General features: G+C 47.8%; 15 protein-coding genes and 1 riboswitch. Of the genes, 2 read left to right on the top strand and 13 right to left on the bottom strand.

The features are described 5' to 3' along the window. Nucleotides 1-6: 6 nt before the first annotated feature. Entirely contained in the window at nt 7-2,340 is a 2,334-nt protein-coding gene (gene glgB / locus ABFV83_RS19050) for a 1,4-alpha-glucan branching protein GlgB (RefSeq protein ID WP_349946107.1), read from the bottom strand. Between the two features lie 82 nt (nt 2,341-2,422). Then, entirely contained in the window at nt 2,423-3,472 is a 1,050-nt protein-coding gene (locus ABFV83_RS19045) for a DUF3810 domain-containing protein (RefSeq protein ID WP_349946105.1), read from the bottom strand. 310 nt (nt 3,473-3,782) lie between these two features. On the opposite strand from ABFV83_RS19045, the gene lepB reads away from it, so the two are divergent. Further along, on the top strand, nt 3,783-4,349 hold the full coding sequence (lepB, locus tag ABFV83_RS19040) for a signal peptidase I (protein ID WP_312441274.1): 567 nt from the start codon (nt 3,783-3,785) through the stop codon (nt 4,347-4,349). A gap of 124 nt (nt 4,350-4,473) precedes the next feature. Then, nucleotides 4,474-4,749: a hypothetical protein gene (locus ABFV83_RS19035; protein WP_349946103.1), complete on the top strand. Its 276-nt coding sequence runs from the start codon at nt 4,474-4,476 to the stop codon at nt 4,747-4,749. A gap of 475 nt (nt 4,750-5,224) precedes the next feature. Next, nucleotides 5,225-5,311, bottom strand: a riboswitch (cyclic di-GMP riboswitch). 76 nt (nt 5,312-5,387) lie between these two features. Here the strand turns inward: ABFV83_RS19035 and ABFV83_RS19030 are convergent. The 11 genes from ABFV83_RS19030 to ABFV83_RS18980 form a co-directional block, all read right to left on the bottom strand. Then, nucleotides 5,388-6,170, bottom strand: a complete 783-nt coding sequence (locus tag ABFV83_RS19030) for an ABC transporter ATP-binding protein (protein WP_349946102.1) — start codon at nt 6,168-6,170, stop codon at nt 5,388-5,390. Nucleotides 6,171-6,174: 4 nt separating this feature from the next. Beyond that, entirely contained in the window at nt 6,175-7,197 is a 1,023-nt protein-coding gene (locus ABFV83_RS19025; protein WP_349946100.1) for an iron ABC transporter permease, read from the bottom strand. Then, nucleotides 7,194-8,342 carry an ABC transporter substrate-binding protein gene (locus ABFV83_RS19020; RefSeq protein WP_349946098.1) on the bottom strand — a complete coding sequence of 383 codons (1,149 nt, stop codon included), beginning with the start codon at nt 8,340-8,342 and terminating at the stop codon, nt 7,194-7,196. The genes ABFV83_RS19025 and ABFV83_RS19020 overlap by 4 nt, the downstream gene beginning before the upstream one ends. A 36-nt stretch (nt 8,343-8,378) precedes the next feature. After that, the gene (locus ABFV83_RS19015; RefSeq protein ID WP_349946097.1) at nt 8,379-10,088 is read right to left on the bottom strand and encodes an ABC transporter ATP-binding protein; all 1,710 of its coding nucleotides are present in this window, start codon (nt 10,086-10,088) and stop codon (nt 8,379-8,381) included. Continuing rightward, the gene (locus ABFV83_RS19010; protein WP_349946095.1) at nt 10,085-11,818 is read right to left on the bottom strand and encodes an ABC transporter ATP-binding protein; all 1,734 of its coding nucleotides are present in this window, start codon (nt 11,816-11,818) and stop codon (nt 10,085-10,087) included. The genes ABFV83_RS19015 and ABFV83_RS19010 overlap by 4 nt, the downstream gene beginning before the upstream one ends. Nucleotides 11,819-11,877: 59 nt before the next feature. Further along, nucleotides 11,878-12,114 (bottom strand): cysteine-rich KTR domain-containing protein, encoded by a 237-nt coding sequence (locus ABFV83_RS19005; protein ID WP_349946093.1) that lies wholly within the window; start codon nt 12,112-12,114, stop codon nt 11,878-11,880. Beyond that, the gene (locus ABFV83_RS19000) at nt 12,107-13,543 is read right to left on the bottom strand and encodes a methyltransferase domain-containing protein (protein WP_349946092.1); all 1,437 of its coding nucleotides are present in this window, start codon (nt 13,541-13,543) and stop codon (nt 12,107-12,109) included. Before ABFV83_RS19000 ends, ABFV83_RS19005 begins: the two co-directional genes overlap by 8 nt. 323 nt (nt 13,544-13,866) lie before the next feature. Beyond that, nucleotides 13,867-14,730, bottom strand: a complete 864-nt coding sequence (locus ABFV83_RS18995) for an NAD(P)-dependent oxidoreductase (RefSeq protein ID WP_349946090.1) — start codon at nt 14,728-14,730, stop codon at nt 13,867-13,869. A gap of 22 nt (nt 14,731-14,752) precedes the next feature. Continuing rightward, nucleotides 14,753-15,196, bottom strand: a complete 444-nt coding sequence (rpiB, locus tag ABFV83_RS18990; RefSeq protein WP_349946088.1) for a ribose 5-phosphate isomerase B — start codon at nt 15,194-15,196, stop codon at nt 14,753-14,755. 208 nt (nt 15,197-15,404) lie between these two features. Then, a complete protein-coding gene (aroC, locus tag ABFV83_RS18985) occupies nt 15,405-16,538 on the bottom strand; it encodes a chorismate synthase (RefSeq protein WP_349946086.1) in 1,134 nt (377 codons plus the stop codon). Between the two features lie 68 nt (nt 16,539-16,606). Continuing rightward, on the bottom strand, nt 16,607-17,662 hold the full coding sequence (locus tag ABFV83_RS18980; RefSeq protein ID WP_349946084.1) for a beta-propeller fold lactonase family protein: 1,056 nt from the start codon (nt 17,660-17,662) through the stop codon (nt 16,607-16,609). Nucleotides 17,663-17,830 lie beyond the last annotated feature (168 nt).

Genomic DNA, 17,830 nt, shown 5'->3' with positions numbered 1-17,830 from the left:
TTTGATTTATAAATCCCGGGCTGAAAGGCCTTTGCTTTCAACCTTTGCTTTTTTAGTATATGCGGGCTTCTTAGCCTTTTTCCCAGCCAAAGCCGGCTTCTTTTTCTCTGGAATGCAGGTAAAGACCATGATGCTTAAGGGAGCCACGGTAATTTCCATGGAATACGGCCTTTCATCTGCCTCCTTTTTCTTAGAGGTTTTTACCCGGGGATTTACACGGCCCTGTCCTCCAAAGGCCTTGTCATCGCTGTTTAAGATTTCCTTATATTTTCCTTCAAAGGGAACCCCTACGGGATATTTCTCATGATGCATTGTATCAAAATTGCAGAGGATAAGAAGGGTTTCTTCTTTTTTCTTTGTCTTTCTTAAAAAGCCCACGATGCTGTCCTTGGAATCCGTGCATTCCACCCACTCAAAGCCGTCCGGATCATAATCCATCTGGTACAGGGCCGGCTGGCTCTTATAAAGATAATTTAAGGCCTTTACGTAATCCTGTATCTGTTTATGAAGGGGGTATTCAAGAATCTCCCAATCAAGGCTCTTATTTTCATTCCATTCACTGATCTGTGCAAAGTCCTGACCCATGAACAGAAGCTTTTTACCGGGATGTCCCATCATAAAGCCGTAGGCCGCCTTTAAATTCGCTGCCTTTTCCTCCAGGGTCTCCCCCGGCATCTTACCCATCATGGAACCTTTTCCATGAACCACCTCATCATGGGAGAAAACAAGAATAAAATCTTCGCTGTAGGCGTAGAGCATGCTGAAGGTCATCTCTCCATAATGATGCTTCCGGAAGTATGGATCACACTGCATGTAGCCGATAAAATCGTTCATCCAGCCCATGTTCCATTTATAGTCAAAGCCCAGGCCTTCATTCTTTACATCAGCCGTGATCCTGGGCCATGACGTAGATTCCTCTGCAATCAGAACCGCCCCATCCTTTCGCCCCTTGAATATGGAATTCAAATGCTTTAAGAATTCCACAGCTTCCAGGTTTTCATGGCCGCCGTAAATATTGGGAATCCATTCTCCCGGATTTTTGCCGTAATCTAAGTACAGCATGGAAGCCACTGCATCCATACGGATTCCATCCGCATGGTACTTGTCCGCCCAGAAAAGGGCATTGGCAATGAGGAAGTTGCTGACTCCAGGTCTTCCGTAATTATAAATCAAAGTTCCCCAATGGGGATGTGCCCCCTGTCTTGGGTCCTTATGCTCATAAACACAGGTTCCGTCAAAGCCGGCAAGCCCAAAGCTGTCCCTGGGAAAATGAGCCGGAACCCAATCTAAAATCACGCCGATGCCCTGTTTGTGCATATAATCCATGAAATACATGAAATCATCCGGCGTTCCGTAGCGGCTGGTGGGTGCATAATACCCGGTCACCTGATAACCCCAGGATGCATCAAGGGGATGCTCCATGATGGGAAGGATTTCCACATGGGTGTAGCCCATATCTTTAACATATTCTGCAAGCTTTTCCGCAATTTCACGGTAATTGTAGAATTCAGAACCAACAACTGCCGCTCCGCTTTCATCAAGCTCCGCTTCCTTCCGAAGCCAGGAGCCTAAGTGCACCTCATAAATAGACATGGGATTTTGCTTGGAATCAAAACCCGCCCTCTTTTTCATCCATTCCTGGTCACTCCAGGAATACTGGTCAATATCCCAGACAATGGAAGCATTATCTGGACGCAGCTCACAGTAATTGGCGTAGGGATCGCTTTTAAGCTGGGGATTTCCATCCATATGCTTTATCTCATACTTATATATGGTTCCTGTCTTTAAGCCGGGAATAAACAATTCAAAAATACCGGAATCCCCAAGCCTCCTCATCTGATGACGCCTGCCATCCCACAGGTTAAAGTCCCCTACCACGCTGACACGCATGGCGCATGGAGCCCACACGGAAAAGTATACCCCTTCCGCTCCGCCTGCAGACATGGGGTGCGCCCCCATTTTTTCATAGATGCTGTAGTGAATTCCGGATTCAAACTTTTTGATATCTTCCGACTTATAGAAAGGCGGAAAGGAATAGGGATCCAGACATTCCTCTGACGTCCCATTGTCATAAGTGATCAGCAGAGTATAAGCTTCTGCTTTTTTGCGCGGTATGAGAGCCGCAAAAAACCCGGCTTCATCTGCAAGCTCCATGGGGTATTCCTTACCGCTTTCCCTAAACCGGACAGTCACCGATTCAGCCGTAGGAATAAATGCCTGGATAAGCAGCCCCTGCTCTGTTACGTGCGGGCCCAGAATCTCGTGGGGATTCGCTGCTTCTGAATATACAACTTCTTCAATGCCGGCCCAATCCATCAAATCATACAATTTTCCATCCATACATGGCTCCTCCTGGTCCCTCTTTATGAAAATATTTTATCACCAGGACACGTAATTTTCAATAGCTTACCGGAATTGAGGCTTATTTAAACCGTGCATAGGCCAGCATTAAATCAACCATTCTGCCATAGCTGCCTACCCCATCGGACTGGCTGTTGAGCTTTAAATAAGTATCGTTCATCAAGTTGGAAACCTCGGCAGTCTTCCCCTCGTATTTCCCCCAGAATTCATTGTTGTACCTTAAATCCTCCCAAGCCCTTTCACTGAGCGATCCACAGATTTCTGCGTATGCCTCCTGGTCCGCCTTTGCCAGGGCATTGGTGGCGTAAATCCATCCGGTTAAGTATCCGCTGTAACGGAATGCGGCATCATCAGAGCCGATGCAGGCCAGATATCCGATGAAGTTGGCCTCATCCTCTCTCATGAACCCTCTTAAATGGGACAGCTCATGGCAGACAGTATGGGGAATGTTGTAATCCGGCATGGACCGGTTATAAGTAGCCTCCACCGTAAAAGGGGAATACTGGCCGCAAAGCTGCTGAACCGAAAAGAAGTAAGACCACAGGAGCGCCTTGGGGGGCGGGTAATAGCCTGCCAGCTCCGGATAAGCCTCTCCCAGGCTTTTCATGGCTTTCACACTTTCTTTTTCCAGACTTTTTAGATCCGTATCATTTGCCAAGCCTTCCCTGCATATCCTGTTTATCTCATCCGTAAGGGTAAGGCAAAGGCTCCTTAGTTCCTCTAAGGAAGACAGTCTCACATCCAGCCCCGAATAGCTGGAAAATGTTTTCCGGTAATAGTTGATCCCGCAATTAACCGTAAAGAGTAAAAAAAGGCCGGTAACAAGAAACACGGCTCTTATGAGGATCTTTTTCCCCTCCTTACGGTGGGTAAAAACGTAATAAATAATATACAAAATAAGCAGGTAAATGCCGGCCTCCACAAGTGCAAAGGAAAAAACCCCGGACAGCCTTCCCACACTTCCTACCACAAACCGGTAAACCCGTCTGGCGTACCAGTCCCCAAATCCCGGAACCTTTCTTGCCAGTATCTGAAGCAGCAATGAAACTGCAAACATTAATGCAGAAGCTGCAATAAGCCTCCTATCCTGATTCCGGCTTCTCCCTTCCATGATCCGGCTCCCCCTGCTGTGATTTTTTTATCTGTAAATCATGATATCATAAACCTGTGGTTCATGATCGACATTCAACCTTCGCGCCGATGAGCAAGCTCATCTTCACTCTCTTGCGTTCATTCTATCGCGATTTTATGGACAATCCGTAGAGTATTTGTGAATATTTTCTTACCATTTTGTAAAACCCCTTGCGTTATAAATCAATCTCATTTAAACTTTGTAATGGGACCACCAGGAAGGGGACACCCTGCGGGTATACCTTTATGCCCAGAAAACGTGGACAATAATAAGGAAAAGAAGAGATCATATGAAAAGAGACGATAACATGCCAAAAGAACGGGAACCGTTCAGCTGGAGGGAAGAAATCATCAGTTGGATCAAAATCATCATTACTGCAGCTGTCATTGCGTTTTTGCTCAATAATTTTATCATCGCAAACAGCAGGGTACCCAGCGGATCCATGGAAAAGACCATTATGACAGGAGACCGGGTCATCGGCTCCAGGCTATCCTATTATTTTGGCGACCCAAAGCGGGGCGATATAGCTATTTTCCATTTTCCAGATGATCCTACCGGTAAGACCTATTACGTAAAACGTGTCATCGGCCTTCCGGGTGATATCATCGATATCCGGGACGGAAAGGTATATTTAAATAATTCCGAAACACCTCTTGAGGAATCTTATCTTCCGGAGCCAATGGAACCGGAGCCTGATGCCCATTATGAAGTGCCGGAAGACTGTTACTTCATGCTTGGAGACAACCGGAATTTCTCCGCAGATGCAAGAAGATGGAAACATAAATACGTGGAAAAAGACAAGATCATTGCAAAGGTTCTGTTCCGGTATTTCCCTTCCATTAAAAAAATTGAATAAGAAAAAAACGCAGGCCGCTTTAGCAGTCCTCTAATAAGGATGTTTACGAAAATCAAAATTGTTTAGCACACAGCCGAACGATCACCGATGAATTGTAAATAATCTTTATTGGAGGATTTGCTTTATGGCAAAGTTCGAGTTTGAGTACACGGAAATTGATGGGGTGTTGTATCCCAATATTGAAATTGGTGGAAAACCGACGCCGCTGGATTTCTGTCAATTCTCCACTGTCCAGCAGCCGCCTTGCGGCTTCCTTGGCTTTTCTGGTATCGCTTTTCTGGTATCGCTTTTATGTATCAAGTCCAAATCAAGGGGAGGGGCGGCAAGCTGCTCAGTTTCCTCCAGCCCATTGATGCTCACATCCAAACGGCTTGTCCCATTTTCATGTGTGACTTGCTGATGGTAGATTTCATCCGATAAGGCTTTCATATAAAAAAATCCTGTGCCGTCTTGCCGGGGTTCTCTGCAAGGTAGTCCACCAGCGTGATTTCTACAATGCGGTCTGTTTTGCTGAAATGCTAAAACAGATCGGAGGGTGGGGAATGACAGCGCGGCGAAGCAGATAGGATACTGCCAATCCCTGAATGTGGGATGCTTTGCAAGATTGATAGGAATTTTGTCGAACAAAAAAAGTCAGTATGTTGCTCATGGCAAAATACTGACTTTTTTAGATTATCGGTATGAAATTATACGTATAAAGAGCGGTATGTACGGGCCGCTCCCGTATATCTGCCTGCAAAAAAGCAAGAAGCAGGGTATACTCATAAAGGCCCCCTTCCACCGTGGTCTGCAACGAAAGCTCCGTCCAATACCCAAAATGCCTGGAAAACATAACAGAAACCCAATCCCAGAATAGAGGGCAGACTCTACTCGGTTTTGGCAGCCAGACTATCATAGCACATAAACGCCTTAAATCCTCAACTTTGCGTCCCCTGCTTTTGCCGGGTTTGCCCTTGGTCGTATTTATTTTGTTGTCGCTATCTTAATTATCCTTGTGCCGTCTGCGTTTGGCTCCCGCCTTCCGCTTTAGTACTTACTTCACGCCTCATCCAAGAACGAGAACGATGTCATCCTTTCTCCCTTGTATTGAAACTCGACCGAGTGAGAATACACGCCAAAGAACTTCTGAATGTTTGCACCTGTCATGACCTGTTCCGTCTTGCCCACAATGTAATCCTGTTCGCCCAGCAGAAAACATTTATCCGCAATGCGGAGCGCATGATTGGGATAGTGGGTATTGATGATGCAGGCAATGTTTTTCTCGGACACAACAGACTGAATCAATTTGAGCAGCCGGATTTGATTACGAAAATCCAAATGGGATTCCGGCTCGTCCAATACCAGAAGCTGAGGGGCATTGATGAGCGCACGAGCAATATACACCAGTTGAAGCTGCCCTCCGCTCAATTTGTTGCAGGGATTGTCCCGCAGGTCATAAATCCCTATCTTTTTGAGCATTTGGTCTGCCAAATCGTAATCCTTTGGGCTTGGCATTGCAAAAAAGGAGCTGTGGCCAGCCTTGCCGAAAACGACCATATCCCGCACAGAGTAGTCGAAGGAAACCCTATGCGCCTGTGGGACATAGCCGATTTCTTTCATAGGCTTGTTTTTCTGGCTTCTCTTTCCGCTTATGGCAGAGAAACCGCTGTTCCAACTTAGAATACCGACAATGCACTTAATCAGCGTCGTTTTGCCGATGCCGTTTCTGCCCATGATAGCCATCACTTGCCCCCCATCCAAAGAGAATGTGATGTTTTGTAGGAGGGGGTGATTCTGCGTGTAGGCAAAGCAGCCATCCTGCACTTCCAATAGTTTACTCATGGATTCACCCCTCCTTTCTGCCGCGATTATAGATAATTGCAAAGAATGGTGCGCCAATTAGAGCGGTCAGGATTCCGATAGGAATCTCCGCGGAGGTCAGGTTTCTTGCGGCGGTATCGACCAGAATCATGAAGATTGCGCCCGTCAAACAAGAGGCGGGCAGCAGATGCCCGTGGTTGACACCGACCAGCCGCCTGCAAATGTGGGGGATGACCAAGCCCACCCAGCCGATGACTCCTGAAACGGTCACGCTGCCAGCCGTTGTCAGCGTGGCAAATAAAATCACCAGCCAGCGGGTGGTGTTCGGATTGATTCCAAGTGTGAAACAGTCCTCGTCGCCGAGAGAAAGCAAATTGATTTTCCAGCGCAGCAGATATAGCCCGATGATGCCGCCTATGATGGGGATAAAGGCAATCCCTATATCGCGATAGGTGGCGTTTGCAAAGCTACCCATCTGCCAAAAGGTAATGGCAGGGAGTGTTTCGGATGAATCGGCCACATACTTAATCAGGGAAATGAGCGCCGAAAAGATGGAGGACACAATAATGCCGCCCAACACGACTGACAGCGTTCCCGTTCCATTTTTCGTCCCTGCCAGAAAGAACACCAGAATCACGCTGGTCAGTCCAAGTGCCAGAGACAGAACCGGCGTGAACAACCCCAAGCCGCCGGTGAGCAGAATGCCCAACGCCGCGCCAAAACCTGCGCCGGAACTGACCCCCAGCAAATCAGGGCTTACCAACGGATTTTGAAACGTGCCCTGCAAGGCGGAGCCGGATATGGATAATCCGGCCCCGACCATTGCAGCTAAAATGATTCGTGGAATACGCACATTGAAAACGACAAAGGAGGCTGTTTCCAGGGTGCTGTCTATATTGCCGTTCAGCTTGCCGGACAGGATAGCCGCAAGGTCAGAAAGGTGGATGCCGTATTTCCCCAGCAACACCCCACTGATAACTGCGCCTGCCAACAGCAAGATACCGATGAACATCGTCTTGTTGTAATTTGCGTTATGCTCTTTCCTCATATCCCTGTCGCTTCCCGATAATCCAAGATGGAATCAAGGTCCCCTTCTGTCAATTCAACATTGTAATTGCGCTGGTAGTATTCCTTGATTTCTGTGCGAACCTCGTCGTCGCTTACAAGCTCAGGATATGCCTTGGAAACCAGCCAAAAAGGAAAGAGTGGGGAATCTGCACAAGGCGTTACCCAAGCATAGGTTGTTCTTGGCACATCAAAGACCTGCTTGTTCTTCCATGCACTCAGCAGAGACCAGTCTTGTCCTTCAATGGAATTGTCCAGAATATAGCTTGCGGGAACATCCTGAAAGCACATGATAAAGTCAGGATTCCACTCATAAATCTGTTCCATGCTGACCTCGCCCGTGCCTTCAACCGATGCAGCGACATTCTCTATGCCGCTCAGAGCAAAAAAGCTCTGCGCCCAGCCGTCAAAGGAGTCAGAACCCATGACCACCACGCTGCCTGCCTGATTGAGTTTGATGCAAAGCCCTCGTTTTTTCTGGTCTCCCACATTTTTCAGCAGGCTCTCCAGCTTTGCATTGGCGTCGTCCCATTCCTTCTGAATGCCCACGGAGGTATCCGTACCTAAAATTCCTCTAATCTGCGCATCCCAAGCAACGGACATTTTTTCCGGGCTATTGACGCCTTTCATGAGAAAGTCCACCGCCGGGACATTGAGGCCCTCAATGCCTTTTTTCTGGAAATCACCATAATAAAAGATAATATCAGGCTCCAGCGCAAGCAGGGATTCGGTGTTGACGGCAAAGTTTACATCGACAAAGGAAGATTCCACCGACTTCCAGTTGGGGAATACTTTTTCGACGATTTGCGGGTTAGAGGTCAGGAAGGAGCGCGAGTTGATACCGACGATCATCTCGGTGTCCGGGATGGCGCTCACCACAAAGGACATGACCGGCGGGCTTAGAATTACGATTTTCTGAATATCGGCGGGGGCGGGAATGGTGACCTCATGACCGCCCAAATCTGTAATGGTGCGCAGCCCGCTCGATTCCACCGGGGCGGTGCTGGAGGGCGTTTCGGATGTAACGGGTACATTGGATTTACCGCCCTGCGACGCGGGCTTTCCGCAAGCTGCAAGTGACAAGCACAGAGCAGCCGCCAGTACTGCGGAAACAATCTTGTTTTTCATGTAAATATCCTCCTTGTGTATGTGTGTTTATCTGTTTCAAAGAACGGCGGATTGTGCGTGGAAAAGGCTGCTATACTGACCATCCTTGTGCATGAGTTCCTCATGGCTGCCTTGTTCCGTAATCTCACCGTCCCTAAAAACCAATATTTTATCCGCTGTGCGGATTGTTCGTAGACGGTGGGCAATGACCAGCACTGTCCTTCCCCTCGCAAGCTCTGATATGGCTTCTTGAATCAGCAGTTCGTTTCCGGGGTCAACATTGCTTGTAAATTCATCCAGAACCAGAATGGGGGCATCCTTTAGGAACGCTCTGGCGATGGAAAGGCGCTGCCTCTGACCGCCAGATAGGGTTGTTCCGTTTTCACTGATTGGTGTTTGATAGCCCTGCGGCAGCGAAATAATGAAGTCATGGATTCTGGCCCTTTTTGCCGCCATCACAATTTCTTCTTCTGAGGCAGCTGATTTGCCGATGCGGAGGTTGTTTTCGATGGTGTCCGCAAAAAGCTGAACATTTTGCATAACAATGCTGATGGAATCCAGCAAATCGTCATAGCGCATATCCCGAATATCTACCCCGCCGATTTGGATGCTCCCGCTGTCCACATCCCAAAAACGAAGCAGAAGATTTGTTACGGTTGTTTTGCCGGAACCTGATGCCCCCACGAGGGCGGTGATGCTTCTTTCCGGTGCATAAAATGTCATTTTCTTTAGAGCGAAATCATTCTCCCCATAGGAGAATCCCACATCACAAAATGCGATGTCCGCACCGGCCGGCTGGCGGGGATGTTCCGCTTCTCTTACCAAAGGGGCATCCAACAGTTTTTGAATCCTGCGGTAACTGTCTGTGACGGTCAGGTAGTTCATCCAATAACTTTCCATTGCGGAAAAGGGTTTGTAAAACTCCTTGCTGATGATGATATATAGAAAAAAGGTTATTAGCTCCAACTTTCCGCTGAACACAAGTACCATTCCCATGACGGACATAATGCCAAAGGCCATATCCACCAGCAAGCCATAGTAAGACAACTTCTGGGCTTTGTACCGGGATAACCGCTTACTGCTCTCGCCAAACGCCTCTGTACGCTTTTCTATTTCTTCATCGAGCTGCCTACTGCCCGAAAAGGCTTTGAGCAAGGGGATGCCCTTGACATACTCCACAAACAGGCTGACAAAATCAGCAAGCTGATTTCCACTTTCCGCTTCAAGTTCAGAGCCACGCCTTAGTCCCCAAAAAAGCAGGCAGAGTGCAAGCGGCAGAACAGAAATCATCAGCAGACCCATCCGCCAATTCAGGACAAGTAGTGCTGCGGCAACCACAAGCGATACGATGATGTCGCCCAGCATTCTTGGCCACAGGTGGCCCACCACCATCACCATATTGTTTACATCCTTATGGACGATGGTGCTGACCTCGCCAAGCCGTTCACTTGTATAGAAACCCAAAGAAAAGTCCTTCAATCGGCGGACAATCCTTGTCCGCAGCTCATAATTTAAGTCGAATCCAGCAAAGTGTTTGCGCATATCCGCAAGCGCATTGGACGCACCCCGGATTAGAAGCAGAACCACAAGCCCCAACCAAAAGGGAATCAGTGAACCGCCGCTCCCTGATACAACCTTGTCCAATATGCGCAAAACCAGAAGCACCGTCCCAATGCCAGAAAGGGCATACAGCGTAAACCATGTGATTGCAGAAGACAATGCGCGTCGGCCCTGTGCGGTTAAGGTGTTAAGAATTTGCCGTATCATACGCATCCCTCCTTGATGTTCCAGCGGTCAACTTTGTCCTGTTGGGAAATAAGCTCTCCATACTGCGGACATCGGGCGGTAAGTTCGCTGTGTGTGCCGATTCCAACGACTTGGCCTGTCTCCATGACAATGATTTGTTCCGCACCCCGGATGGTATTCAGGTGATGGGTAATGGTAATCACCGTCTTATTCCGGCTAAATTCCTCGATTGCGGCATGGATATGCTTTTCATTTTCAGCATCTACCGCCGCTGTCGCTTCATCAAAAATAAGTATAGGAGTATCCTTCAAAATCATTCTGGCAATGGCGACCCGCTGTTTTTCACCCCCCGAAAACTTCACCCCGGATTCACCGGCTTTTGTCTGATAACCCTCCGGGAGTGACTGGATGAAATCATGAATGCGGGCTTTTTTTGCCGCCGCTATGATTTCATCCTCGGATGCGCTCGGCTTGCCCATTCGTATATTCTCGGCAATGCTCATATTAAAGAGGAACGCATCCTGCTGTACAATCCCTATCAGTGCGTTTAGCTCACTCTCGGATAAATCCGTCACATCCACGCCGCCAATCTTGATGCTGCCGCGGGGCGGCTGCCAAAATCCTATAAGCAAAGACACAAGGGTGCTTTTTCCACAGCCGGATGCTCCCACCAGTGCGCTTCGGGAGCCTTGCGGAAATGTGACGGAAATGTTATTCAGCGTGGTTTCCTTTCCGGGATAGGCAAAATACAAGCTGGATATTTCAATGTCCCCATGGGTGATGTTCGTCAACACTTCTTTTGCTTCTGCAATAGGTGCATCTAAAACGGAGGCGACCTCTTTCATGGAACTGGAAAATACAATGCCATAGTGTTGCAGGGTAGCTGCCTTTGCAATGAATGATGTAAAAGCAGTACCCAATAGGATGGACAGCACGAACATGGGAACGGAGAGTTCCCCCGTAGCAAGGAACAGGCTGCCTGCAATCATCATGAGGACAACGCCGCCCTGCATGAAAACATCCAGAATTCCCATTGACACAGAAACGCCTGCCGCCGCTTTCCGGGCGGCACGAACATAATCTTTTGCGAACTGGATGGTGCGCTCGGTTTTGGTTTCCTCTTTGCCAAATGCCTTGATAACGGCGATAGTCTGCACATACTCCAGCACATTTTCTTGCATGGTCTTTGTGCTTTCCGAAAAGGTTTGCTGATTCTTTTTCCAGATTGCCGCAGATAATTTTCTTGTGAGCAACATCAGCGGCAATGTGGAAACCATCAGCAGAGCCAACCGCCAGTCAATCAGGAGCATGGTGATGAAAAGGACAGCTGGAACCACGGTGGCTGTCATAATTTCCGGCAAACCGTGAGCAAGGTAGAACTCGGCCTGCTCTACATCATGCTCAATGATGCTTGTTAGTCCTCCAGTCTTGCGCTCTTGGAAAAAGCGAATCGGCAGCTTTTTCAGATGGCGAATCAGCCGCAACCGCAAATCGGTCAAGGTGGTATATGCTGCCTTGTGTGCCATCCATGTGGAAAAGTAAAAACACCCCGATTTTAGGACCATGGACAAAAGCATGAGACCTCCAGCCAGCCCAATCGTCCTCCATGTAAGCTGTCCAGCAATGAAAGATGCTGCCATGTGAATTGTTAAAAATCGTGGAACCAAGTCCAGCACCGCACCGACTGCAATCAGAAGATTCGAGCCGGTATTTTTTCTTTTCATTTCTTTGACCAATAAGTCTTGATTCAAAGCATTACCTCCCCTCAATACACAGAAAAAACGCAATACCGATAAAACACCCATATGTTTTACCGGCACTGCGTCTTAGCGTCTGGCCTATCTGCAATAAAAACTTTATAATTTTTCACATTGATTAAATTTTCGTGCTTGCACTTCGGGCAAAACAGGGGAAACCGAATCAAAACTGTATCTTCCCGAATTTGAACCCTCGTTTTATGTCCGCATACAGGACACCGAACCCATTCGGTTTTTTCCACATCACCACCCCGCTTTCGCTCTGATATGACGCTGATTGGATTACGCATGGTTTTTAATGAGACCGATTGCGTTGTCCAAAAAGCCCTTGATGGCGGCTAATTTTTCGCCGGGCATATCTGCAAGGAAATCGAAAAGCGCCTTATCCTGCTCGTTGTGATATTTCTCATGTTCCCGATAGGCGACCTTCCCTTTTTCAGTCAGGTAGAGCAGACTGCGTTTTTTATCCTCGGTATCATCCTCTTTTATAATCAATCCCTGCTCCATGAGCTTTTGCAGCGTCTTGTGAACGACAGGTCGGGTAATACCGAATTTCCGAGCAAGCTCAGCGCTGTGAATACCTGGAAAATCACCAATCATTTTGATAATGTGGATTTCCCCTCGATAGAAGGTCATGTCCTCACTGCCAAAGTCAAGGATATTGGTTTTCGTGTTGGAAATTTGTTCGTTCAGTTCAATAAAAGAGCGAATGACGTCGCCCGAACAAACATCTGAATTAGATACTCCCTTGCGATAGATTTGTCCTTCATACCGCGCATCCTCCATGCGGTCGGCCACTGTCAGCCCTGCGTCTTGTACAGCCAATCCAATTTCCCGACTGCTGGGGGGCAGAGGCGCACCGTTCAGCAACCCTGACAGCCAACTGAGCATATTGGGTGGAGCGTTCTGCTCGTGTTCCGCGTACTGACCGACAATCAACAAATATCCGCCTTCCATTAAAGATGCGGATATTTTACCAATGAAATCCGACAGATTACCTTTCACAAAGTTCAGAATACCGGAGGCGATAATCACATCGTAAGGGCCGCCAAGAACATCCGCATTAAAGTCTCCGGCAATCACATCAACTCGCCGTTCCCCATGATGCTGACTCACAATCTCTTTTGTGACCTCTGCTACATCGGGGGCTTCAAAGATCGTTGCTTTGCTGTTAGTAAACTTCTTTGCAAACTCAATCGCTAAGATACCTGTTCCACCGCCTAAATCTAAGAGATGCAAGGGGCGCTCAGTATCAGGATACAGCTTGGTCATCTGGTTCAAAAAGGCCTGCACCCGCCCGGTATATAGTTCAGGAATAGTAACCCTTGCCATCTCCGAAAAATCATAAGTAGTCTTGGGCGTGTCGGATGATTTCACCTGTTGCTCCAGCCTTGCCAGCGAGGTCATGTTCTCACGAAAAAGCAGAGCATCCCCCAAGAATACCTCGCTGCTCCGGGACAAGAAATCCTTGGTTTCCGGCGTATTGAAATAAAAATCCCCCTGCCTGTTTACCCATCCGCAGGAGGTCAGGGAAAGCAACAATAATTCAATCTGTCTCTTATCGCAATCGAGAGCCGCCGCAACCGCATCTGCCGTCTGTGGAGCATCGAGATGCGAGAATACATTCAAACGAATGGCCGCAAAAAGCAGTTGGGCTTCTTGATAATTGTGCATAATTTGATAGTATCTGCCGGGACTATTTTCCACGTTGTATGCCATGCTGAAATCCTCCTTCCTCTAACAGAAATTCAGTTAGTTTCATCTAACTTCATATGTAAGCATAGCATACATATATAATGATTGTCAAGCAAACAATTTATTTTATACTGCAATAAATGAAAGATTCTAAATTGAACTAGTAGCGCTGTTACAGGTAAAATAAAATGGGCGAGGTGCCCCCCACACATAGGATAATTTCAATTTTGTTGGCAGGGTTTAGGCCAAGAGAAAAGCCGTAGGACTTAACATCCTACGGCAAATCTCAAGAGCTGAAAACATCCTTACTGGTAGAGGGCATTTCTGCCTGCGTTTTTATATATCTCTTACCACTGGTAATATTTGACCAAAGCCTGTGTTCCCTCGTCTTCATGGCCAGAGGCAGCCATGGTTTCATACATGGAAAGTACGTAATCAAGCACACCAAGCCGTATGCCGGTATCTTCCGCTTCCTCGGCTGCAAGCTTCATGTCCTTGATAAAATGCTTGATAAAGAACCCTGGGGCAAAGTCCCCGGAAAGGATTCTGGGAGCCATTGCATTTAACTGGGCACTTCCTGCTGCACCGGTAGCGATGGAGTCCACCATGGTCCCTACGTCAAGGCCATTGGCCTTTGCATAGGCCATTGCCTCGCAGACCCCGGAAATAGCTCCTGCAATGGCGATCTGATTGCACATTTTGGTGTGCTGGCCGTTTCCGGCCTTTCCCTCATATTGGATGGCCTTTCCCATTGCTTCAAAAACAGGAAGGCAGTGGTCATAAGTATCCTTATCTCCTCCAGCCAGTATGGTAAGGGTTCCTTCTCTTGCCCCGGTATCTCCTCCTGTCACCGGGGCATCCAGGGCCTTTAGCCCTGCCTGTTTTGCTTCCTCATAAATCCGCACAGCAAGCTTTGGGCTTGTGGTGGTCATGTCAATCAGGCAGGTTCCCTTGTCTGCGTTTGCGATGATCCCATTTTCCCCGAAATAGACCTCTTCCACATCCTTAGGATATCCTACGATGGAGATGACCGCATCCCTGCCTTTGGAGCATGCCTTCACATCTTCGCACCATATGGCTCCCTCTGAAATGACATCCTCTGCCTTACTCCTGGTTCTTGAGTATACTGCCACCTCATAACCTGCCTTCATTAAATTGCGCACCATGGACTTTCCCATAATTCCAATTCCGATAAACCCGATCTTTTTCATATGTTTCCCCCTCCCATATTTTTTAGCTTCTTTTTTCGATATCCATTACCATATCCACCCGGCGCTGATGCCTTCCGCCCTCGTACTTGGCATCCAACCATTCTTCCGTGATCATCTTTGCCATTTCCACTCCAATGACACGGGCTCCAAAGCAGAGCACATTGGAATCATTGTGCATTCTGGAAAGCTTTGCAGTATAGGGTTCGCTGCAGACGCAGGCCCGGATCCCTCTGACCTTATTGCAGGAAAGGGAGATTCCCACTCCTGTTCCGCAGATTGCGATTCCCAAATCAGCTTCTCCGTCTGCAACAGCGCGTCCTACCTTTTCCCCATACTCCGGATAATCGCAGCTTTCTGTGGAATTGGTTCCAAAGTCGATCACCTCATATCCCTTGCTCTCTACAAATTCCTTAATGTAATTCTTCATTTCTATGGCCGTATGGTCATTTCCCATTGCAATCTTCATCGTCATTCTCCTGTTATTCTGTCATTGCCGGCAGAACATGCAGACATGTCCGCCATACCGTTGTCTGAGTAAAATAAGAAAAAACACGCTTTGTGGGTTTTTCTTATTTGCCGCGGCATTCGCCGAATGAATATGCAGGCATATTTGTTCCGTTCATTACCGCGTAAAATATATCCGGCATTTAACATATCATAAATGCCGGATTTTATCAAGTTTCCAAGTCACCTTCCAAAGCCGATGACCGGCCGTAAAAGGCATGGATCCTGTCCATTCTGGAGGCCATGTTGGCAAGCAGTAAATCTGCAGTGGTAAGCGCTGCCATGGCTTCCACTACCACCACTGCCCGGGGAACAACAATAGGGTCATGACGCCCCTTAATTTGAATCTCTGTTTCCGCGCCCTGGCGCGTCACTGTCTTCTGGGGCTGCGCCACAGACGGGGTAGGCTTAAATGCCGCGCGCAGAACCACCTGGGAACCATCGCTGATCCCTCCCAGGATTCCTCCTGCATGGTTAGAGGTCTTTTCAACACCCTTTCCCGGATTCGCACAAAATCCATCATTGTTCTGGGATCCCAGGGCTCTGGCTGCTCCAAAGCCATCTCCGATCTCAAAGCCCTTGACCGCTCCAATGGACATGACAGCCTTTGCAAGAGCTGCATCATATTTTTCAAATACCGGATCGCCGATTCCGGCTGGGACACCGTCAATGACGCATTCCACCACGCCTCCTGCAGAATCCAGTTTTCCCATCATCTCTTCTAAGTATTCGCAGGCAAGGGCCGCTGTTTCCTTATCAGGCATGAAAAGATGGTTATTATCCCTCTCTTTTATGTTGAAATGGCCTGCCTTTACCTCATAAGGCCCAACGGATCTGGTATAAGCGGTCACGGTAATTCCCAGGCTCTTTAAAAAACAGGCGGCAACAGCACCGGCTGCCACCCTTCCTATGGTCTCCCTTCCGGAGGAACGGCCGCCGCCCCGGTAATCCCTGATTCCGTATTTTTCATCAAAGGTAAAATCCGCATGGCCAGGACGGTAGACCTCCATGATGTTTCCGTAATCCCTGGAGCGCTGGTCTGTATTCCATATCACCATGGAAATGGGAGTTCCCGTTGTCTTTCCCTCAAAAACTCCGGACAGGATCTCCACCTGATCGGCCTCCTGGCGCTTTGTGGTAAATTTGCTCTGCCCCGGCTTTCTCCGGTCTAAGTATTCCTGGATATCTGCCTCTTCCAGGTTAAGTCCTGCCGGACATCCATCTAACACAACGCCGATTGCCTTTCCGTGAGATTCCCCCCAGGTTGTCACCTTCCATATTGTCCCCAGTGTTGATCCTGCCATGTATTATGTCTCTCCTTTCCTCTCAATTGCCCATGCTTTTTGGGCATAGAGGTATGCCTGTAAGGTATTTAATTGCTTACTTTTACGATCACGCAGCTATTGGGCTCATTGACCTTGATTTCCTTGCCGTTCATGACCAGAAGCCCTTTCCCATAATCAACCGTAAAGAAGGTGATACTGCCTGTCTCATGGTTGATGCAAGCAATATGCTTATCATCCGGTAAAACGCAGATATCCTTGGGATAACTGCCGCTTATGGGAAGACAGCATAAGGCTTCTAAAAGCCCTGTGCCCTTGTCCCGCTTGTAAACAGAAACGGAATTGTCCCCGGCATTGCCGCAGAATAAATACTTTTCATCATTGGACATGCGCATGGAACAAGCCGCAGTAAGCTGGCTGTGCTTGAGTCCGGTAGTGGAAACTGTCTGTATCTTCTCAATCTTTGGCTGGCGCTCCCCTGTCTCATAGGTGAACACGTCGATCACATTCTTTAACTCGGAAATAAGATAGAAAAACCTTCCGTCAGAACTGAAGCGGAAGCATTTGGGAGCGGATTCCAGCTCACAGTGCAGGGCATCCACAAGGATCATTTCCTCATCCTTCTCATTAAAACGGTAAATTTTGACCTGATCAATCCCCAAATCAGCCACCATGATAAATTTCCCATCAGGAGTTCTCCTGGTACAGCTTACATGGGGACGGAAATTTCTCTCCGCCACGCTGCCAAGGCCCTTATGGAACACTCCGGTTACGATCTCTCCTACAGAGCCATCCTTATTCAGCCGCAGCACGGTGGACTTTCCATCATGATATCCTGATACAAAGATATACTTGTCCTCTGCATCGGTAGACAAATGGCAGCCCCTCATTCCTTTTATATTTGCTGAATTAAGTCTTGTAATCGCCCCATTCTCATGAATGCGGAAGGATACGATTCCTTCGTCTGCGATGGAGTACAGGGTCTTTCCATCATTAGAAGCGATCACATAAGAAGAATTATCAACTTCAACCTCGCATCTCGGAATAAAACGGCCCTCTTTCACATCAACATCGTATACGGTAATTCCCTTTGCCTGTCCGTTGTAGGAGTAAGAACCTACATAAGCCATATACTTGCCTTTCATTATACATTTCCTCCTGATTTCTTCCTTAGCATAACTCTCTGAATAAAGACAATTCCAGATGAAGCCTTAACTCAGAAAATCAGCTGTTCGACAAGCTTTTAGGCGAATCGAACTTCCTTGTATAACCTGAAACTATCATATCATAAATTTCCTTGTTTGTTAAGGAAA

Source organism: Lacrimispora sp. BS-2, from assembly GCF_040207125.1.
GTDB lineage: Bacteria > Bacillota > Clostridia > Lachnospirales > Lachnospiraceae > Lacrimispora.
The sequence above is the reverse complement of the archived record's forward strand: the minus strand, read 5'-3'. Positions and strand labels throughout refer to the sequence as shown.

Coding starts and splice junctions, on each gene's coding strand:
- aroC (WP_349946086.1), bottom strand. CDS start 16,538: ATGGCAGGATCAACACTGGGGACAATATGGAAGGTGACAACCTGGGGG.
- ABFV83_RS18995 (WP_349946090.1), bottom strand. CDS start 14,730: ATGAAAAAGATCGGGTTTATCGGAATTGGAATTATGGGAAAGTCCATG.
- ABFV83_RS18980 (WP_349946084.1), bottom strand. CDS start 17,662: ATGAAAGGCAAGTATATGGCTTATGTAGGTTCTTACTCCTACAACGGA.
- ABFV83_RS19005 (WP_349946093.1), bottom strand. CDS start 12,114: ATGCGTAATCCAATCAGCGTCATATCAGAGCGAAAGCGGGGTGGTGAT.
- ABFV83_RS19025 (WP_349946100.1), bottom strand. CDS start 7,197: ATGAGGAAAGAGCATAACGCAAATTACAACAAGACGATGTTCATCGGT.
- glgB (WP_349946107.1), bottom strand. CDS start 2,340: ATGGATGGAAAATTGTATGATTTGATGGATTGGGCCGGCATTGAAGAA.
- ABFV83_RS19030 (WP_349946102.1), bottom strand. CDS start 6,170: ATGAGTAAACTATTGGAAGTGCAGGATGGCTGCTTTGCCTACACGCAG.
- ABFV83_RS19035 (WP_349946103.1), top strand. CDS start 4,474: ATGGCAAAGTTCGAGTTTGAGTACACGGAAATTGATGGGGTGTTGTAT.
- rpiB (WP_349946088.1), bottom strand. CDS start 15,196: ATGAAGATTGCAATGGGAAATGACCATACGGCCATAGAAATGAAGAAT.
- ABFV83_RS19015 (WP_349946097.1), bottom strand. CDS start 10,088: ATGATACGGCAAATTCTTAACACCTTAACCGCACAGGGCCGACGCGCA.
- lepB (WP_312441274.1), top strand. CDS start 3,783: ATGAAAAGAGACGATAACATGCCAAAAGAACGGGAACCGTTCAGCTGG.
- ABFV83_RS19000 (WP_349946092.1), bottom strand. CDS start 13,543: ATGGCATACAACGTGGAAAATAGTCCCGGCAGATACTATCAAATTATG.
- ABFV83_RS19020 (WP_349946098.1), bottom strand. CDS start 8,342: ATGAAAAACAAGATTGTTTCCGCAGTACTGGCGGCTGCTCTGTGCTTG.
- ABFV83_RS19045 (WP_349946105.1), bottom strand. CDS start 3,472: ATGGAAGGGAGAAGCCGGAATCAGGATAGGAGGCTTATTGCAGCTTCT.